The following is a 6,059-nucleotide window of genomic DNA, read 5'->3' as shown; positions in this document are numbered from 1 at the left end:
TTCGCGTTCTGGTGATGATGGTTTTGGTATGTGTGGGAATCAGCAGTCTTGGAGGAATGAGTATGTTGATTTGTCGTCGTTTGTGGGGAATGGTACGGTATATGTGCGTTTTACGATCGCGACGGATAGTAGTGTGAATCAGAACGGCTACGCCATCGACGACTTTAGCGTAACAGGGGAGCAGGTGCCCAATTACAATGTGTCCACGGGCGTTGCTGACGGGCATGTTCTCATACAGGAGAACGCGAGCGGGACCGGTCCTGATGGTGTTGTCTCGTTCCTGCTTGAAACAGCATCGCTGAACTTTGCGAACTACAGCGCTGTGGCATTAGCGACAAGAGCGAACTTTACGGATGCAACAGAAACGGCGTTTTTTGAAGTCGTGCCTGACACGACGCCGCCGAACGTGACGCTTGTTCTCCCCGAAGACTTTGCCGAACGAGGCATCGGCTTAGTGAACTTTACCTACTATGTTTACGACATTAACCTTGCTAATTGCACGCTTTATTTCGGCTCGGGCGGTTCGTTTGCTCCTAACGAAACCGACGCGTCTCCTGTGAATGATGCAAACAACACGTTTGCAGACAAGTTCTTCGGTCTCGGCGTTTATGAGTGGAACGTGTACTGTTCGGATACAGAAGGAAACGCGGGATTCGCCCCTGCTAATTTTACACTTAACATCACCGGGCCGGATCTTGCTGTGTTTGCACAAAACATTACGTTCGGCGAAGGGCGGCGAGTGGAGGGGGTGAACACGACGGTCTTTGCAAACATAACGAATCAAGGTCTTTCCGACGCGACCGATCCTTTCATTGTGCAGTTCTTTAAGGGCGACCCTGATGCTGGAGGGGAGCAAGTGGGAAGCAACCAGACGGTGCCGAGTCTCTTGATTGGTGAGGTGGTCACGCTCAACGTGTCGTTCACGCTCTCGGCGGGGGACAACAACATCTTTGTTGTTCTTGATCCAAATAACACGGTGAATGAGTCTGACGAGTCGAACAACGAGGCGAACAACACCCTTGTTGTCAGCCTGTATCAAATCTTTTACGGAAACGTTTCAAAAGATGTCGTTCTGGACTCGTCAGATAACAAGTCGTTGTTCGCGGTCGTGAATGTGTCAACGGTGCAAGGCCACATCTTTATAGCGGATGTTGACAGCTCGTTTAGTTTTGCGAACTTGCAGGCGTTAACGAGAACCACGACGGACGTCCAGACAGGGAATGACCTCACCGAGGCAGACGCGCTCTTGAATACGTCATCGTTTAATGATTCGCTCAAGAACGTGTGGGGAGGGGGATCGGACACGCCGCTTCAGACAGAAACCTTTGTTCTTGAGACGAAAACGATTTTGCATGTTCCGGTGGTGAATTCGACCAATTCGTCTGCGTTCGTTACGGGTTTGCTGTGGGACGCGGGCGATGATGCGAGTTTGAACCAGCAGTTTGACCAGACCGACAAGGAGGACTTGGTGTTCGTGACAAGGATTAATGAGTCAATGCAAGGCGCGTTTGGCGTGTACGACTACGAGATTAAGGTGCCTGCGTTGTTGAGGACGTTCAAGCCCGGTAGTGATGCTGTAGCAATATTTTATGAGATAACGTGAGTGTGTGTTGTTTTTGTGTTAGAGGCGTTCTTTATTGCCAAGGGCAACAAGGATGAAGTAGAGCGGGGCGACGAGGAAGGCGAGGATGCCTGCAAGGCCGGCGAAGAAGATACCCATTCCTGCAATGCCTGCTTCTTGGACGGCGTACGCTCCGAGGGGGATGAGGATGAGGTAGGGAAGCGTGAGGAGGGAGCTGCTGGCGCGGTAGTAATGCTCTCGTTCTTTTTCGTGAAGGATTTTTTTTGCGAGAAGGTCTTGGGAGACGCCGACCATGGCCGAGCCGATGACGGCCAGGCCGTTCGCGACGACGATGTTGGGAAGGAGGGGCTTAAAGTAGAGGACGGCGGGGAGGAAGGCAGTGAGGAGGGTGCCGAATACGAGGGTGGGGGCGAGGCCGATGGCGTGGCGCACCTTGCGGGAGAAGTATGGGCCGATGAAGGCGAGGAGGACTGCAGGGGCGTAGACGATTCCTACGTTGAGGAATCCTAAAAGATAGCTTTTCTTGAAGGTTTCGTAAATGAAGATGCCGTAAAACGCGCTGCCGAGGATGTGAACAAGGCCGGTAAGAAGGGTTGCGGTGAAGAGAAGCTTGACGTAAGGGCCGCGGCGGAATACCCGGAGGCTCTCTTTGACGCTGTGTGCGTATTCGCGGAGGATGTGGTGTGGCTGTTGTTCGGATGTTCTTGGCGGTTTTACGAGGCTGATGAGGAAGCCGGAGATGATGAATGAGATGGCGGTGAAGAGGAAGATGAGGGTGTAGCCGGACAGGTGGAGGTGGAGGGAGGCGAGGCTGATGTTTGTGGTTGCTGTCGTGTGTTGGATGGGGAACGCATCGAGGAGGTAGGTCGCGGCGAAGAGGGCTGCCGCGCTGAGGAAAATGCCGTACCGCCAGAGGTGGCGCAGAGAGGGGGGTGCTCGTTCTTTTCTGAGCGTTGCGTGCATGAGGAAGTAGGAGAGGTCGCCGTAAATGACGAGGCCCGCCCCGGCGATGAAGAACGCTACAGCGAAGAGGAGGGGCTTGCCCAGCACGAAGGCGAGGGCCATGAGGAGGAAGCTAAAGCCGTACAAATACCCTCCTGTGCTGATAAGTTTTTTGTTTTTGTAGCCGCTTGTTGAGAATGATTGGATGAAGCTTGAGAGGAGGAGGGTGAACGTGTTTCGCAGGCCGACGATGGTGCCGACGAGGAAGAGGTTTTGCGAGAGAAGGTAGAAGAGAATGTTCACGAGAGGTGTTGCGCCAAAGCCGTAGCCGAGTCTGTCGAAGCATTCTTTCAGAAAGTAAATGGTTGCGTGGCGTTTGTCTTGTGCTGTTCGTGAAGCGGTGGCGCCTCGGTGTTCGAGGGCGTCTTCTACTTCGCTGGCGGAGAAGCCCAGGTTCATGAGTTCAAGGCGAATTTGGCTGGGCGTCCTTTTTTGTTCGATGAGGCGGTCGAGGTGCTTGAGAAGTTCTCGTTGCATGGTGTAGATTTGTTTCTTGGCTTTCTTGTTTATAAAGCTTTTTCTCTAAAGCGTTCTTTCGTGTCGCTTTCTCTCTGCCTTTTCACGGCATGAGGGTTTTTTTGTTCGGCTTTTTTCTTTTTTCTTTTTTTTCTAGGGAAGCGGTGGTGGCGAACGAAATGTTTAAAAAAGATGTTTTTCTGGTAAGGGGCTATGCAGGGAGTTCTTGGAAAACTCATGGGGAAAAGAGGGGGAAGGCTTGTTTCTCGGCTTCTCTTTGATGTGAAGAGCGGTGTTGTTTCTCCTCCGCTGGTGATGGACATTGATGGTGATGGTGCTGTTGAAGTTGTTGTAGGAACGACAGACGGCCGTCTCGTGTGCATTTCTGAGTCGGGGGAAGAAAAATGGGTTTTTGCTGAGCACGAAACGGACGAGCTGGAGGAGTTTTTCTTGGATGCTGAGGCAGGGTTGAGTGTGAACACGACGCCTGTGTGTGAAGATGTGAACGGGGACGGGAATTATGAAATTATTTTTGGAACAGAGCAAGGGTTAGTGTACGTTCTTAGCAGTGTTGGTGAGAAGTTGTGGGTGTTTCGGTGTGGCGGACCGGTGCGCAACACGGTGGCGGTGCATGACGTGAATGATGATAACGAGCTTGAAGTTGTTGTTGGTTGTGCAGATGGTTTTGTATACATCTTAACGAAGGACGGATCCTTAGTGAACAAGTTCGATGCGAACTCGCCCGTTGAGAGCGTCCCTGTCGTGCATGAGGGAAAGATCGTGTTCGGGTGCAATGACGGTACTGTGTTTTGCGTTCGTTCAAATGGTGATGTGTTGTGGAAGTTCAAAACGCAGGGCAAGATTACGGCGAGGCCGGCGATGTATGAAGTGCACGGTTCTGATCGTATGCGATTCTTGGTTGGCTCAAAAGACAATTCTTTGTACTTGCTTGACGAGCACGGGAATTTGGAGTGGGTGTATGAGACGGAAGGAGCGATTATTAATGAGCCCGCGGTGACTTTTGTTGGTCACGACGGCGAACCGATGATTTTTGTGGGGAGTTGTGATAACAAGGTGCATGCGGTGTCGGCAAGAGGCGATAGGATTTGGTCGTACGAGACTGACTTTTGGGTCGTCGCTTCTCCCTTAGTTGTTGATATTAATAATGATGGGCGTGTTGAAGTGGTGGTTGGTTCCTATGACCATAATCTTTATATACTCGATTGCGAAGGAGAATACGTGCTTGACTACATGCCGGGCATTTCCGGTGCTGTTGAGCAGGCCGGCCATTACGCGGAGGTCATGACGCGGGAAGCTGGCAAGCAAGTCGGCAAGAGATTGTGGCAAGTGCGCTTGCCTGGCGTTATTATTGGTTGCAACGCCTTTGCACCGGGTAAAATCCTCTTGACGACGAAGAAGGGGAAGCTGGTCGTTGTTGAGCACACGGTGCAGTAAGGGCGTGTAACAATGCCTTCGCGTGCCAGTTCCGGGGCTTGACGTCTCGGCGTTGCGAGTTCGCGAGCAAGAAAAAAGAGGTGATGAGTGGTGAGTCAAGAAGGGGAAGGCGGCGTGTTCCCTGTTGAGATTAAGCGTATTAGGACGTACGTGAAAGGTCTTGATGAGCACATTCAGGGAGGAATTCCTGAAGGCCATTTATGCTTGATTTCTGGGACGGCGGGTTCGATGAAGTCTTCGCTGTGCTTTAGCATTCAATACAACGAGGCGTTGAATGGGAGGACGTCGCTCTATATATCGTTGGAACAGAGTGCCGAATCCCTTGTGAAGCACATGAGCAATTTGGGTTTGGACCTTGGCAAGATAGAGCTCGTGACGGTGAAGGACTTGTCTCATTTGCATCAGGGGCTGGAGCGAGTGAAGGAAAATCCGAGATCGGTGATTATTGTTGACGTGGGCGCGATTAGGAAGGAAATTAAGGATTTGCGCGTGGCGGATAATAGGAGTTGGTTGAACGCGATTAAGAATATTGTGAAGAAGGTGAGGGCTGAGACGCCGTGCTCGCTCTTCACCTTGGATAGCATGTCTGCTTTGTATGTGTTGAGCAAGTTTGAAAACCCTCGTATTGAATTGTTCTATTTTTTTGAATTCTTGCGTGATTTGGGAATGACGTCGTTGCTCATTTCTGAGCAGACAGAAGGCAAAGACACGGCAAGGTATGCTCAGTACGAGCTTGAAGAGTTCTTGTCAGATGGCATTGTTCAGCTTCGTCTCACGCCGTTTCGCAGAAACGTCGTGCGCGAGATTAATGTTGTGAAGATGCGTGCAACGAAGGTTCGGTTAGACATTTTCAGCTTGGAGTTTAAGAACGGCGCGTTTCATGCGCTGTATGGCGGGCAGAATCCTTTGCTTTAGCGACTTGCGCGCTTGTAACCCTGTTTCTTTTCGAGCAGGGCAGGTGTTCTTTGATTCATTGCTCGTTGCGTGATGCAGGAGTGAGGTTTTGGGAGGGGTCTTTTTGGGAGGAGTCTTCATGGGCGGTGTTGAGGTGGACAGTGCTGTCGAAGATGATGCGTCGCTCGGCGCGAAGCGCGTTGGTGAGATAGTCGAGGCATCCTTGCCCGTCTCGTTCCCCTCTGCACGAGTAGAGAGAGAAGGTGATGCTGTGATGTTCTGGGTAGGTGTGGATGCAGGCGTGGCTTTCTGCGAGGAGGACCATGGAGGTGAATCCTTGCGGGGTGAATTCGTGTGTTGCTGATTTGAGGATGGTGAAACGGTCTTTTGCGAGTCCTTCGAGAAGGAGGTTGTGTAGTTGTTTCGTGTTGGCGAGTATGGTTTCTGGAACGTTGTGGAAGGTGCAGACGAGGTAGTGCCCCGTGGAGGGCGCGCAGTAGGCGGCGTGCTCTGTTGGTTTTGTTCGTTGTTGTTGGTTGCTGTTCATTTTTTTTGCCTCCCTGTTTTTTTCGTTTTTTTTCGGATTTTTTTTGTCGGGTTGTTTTTTTTGAGGCGGGGCGGGGACTGGTGGTGTCTGGGATGGTGTTGGTACGGCTTGCTGTTGGAGGAG

General features: G+C 51.5%; 5 protein-coding genes. 3 read left to right on the top strand and 2 right to left on the bottom strand.

All coding sequences use genetic code 11. From position 1 onward, the window contains the following. The first annotated feature begins 28 nt into the window (after positions 1-28). Positions 29-1,603: a hypothetical protein gene (locus D6783_02870; protein ID RME53136.1), complete on the top strand. Its 1,575-nt coding sequence runs from the start codon at positions 29-31 to the stop codon at positions 1,601-1,603. A gap of 18 nt (positions 1,604-1,621) precedes the next feature. Here the strand turns inward: D6783_02870 and D6783_02865 are convergent, their stop codons facing one another. Next, the gene (locus D6783_02865) at positions 1,622-3,061 is read right to left on the bottom strand and encodes a hypothetical protein (protein RME53135.1); all 1,440 of its coding nucleotides are present in this window, start codon (positions 3,059-3,061) and stop codon (positions 1,622-1,624) included. 192 nt (positions 3,062-3,253) lie between these two features. Here D6783_02865 and D6783_02860 point away from each other — a divergent pair, with 192 nt between their 5' ends. Then, entirely contained in the window at positions 3,254-4,495 is a 1,242-nt protein-coding gene (locus D6783_02860; GenBank protein RME53134.1) for a hypothetical protein, read from the top strand. A gap of 87 nt (positions 4,496-4,582) precedes the next feature. Then, complete coding sequence (locus D6783_02855; GenBank protein RME53133.1) at positions 4,583-5,410, top strand: circadian clock protein KaiC; 828 nt, start codon at positions 4,583-4,585, stop codon at positions 5,408-5,410. Between the two features lie 55 nt (positions 5,411-5,465). On the opposite strand, the gene D6783_02850 is transcribed toward D6783_02855, so the two are convergent. After that, positions 5,466-6,059: hypothetical protein (locus D6783_02850; GenBank protein RME53132.1), on the bottom strand; the 594-nt coding region annotated here is incomplete at its 5' end.

It is taken from the genome of Candidatus Woesearchaeota archaeon, assembly GCA_003694805.1.
GTDB lineage: Archaea > Nanobdellota > Nanobdellia > Woesearchaeales > J110 > J110.
Note: the sequence above shows the minus strand (reverse complement) of the source record. Positions and strands in the feature narration are given on the sequence as shown.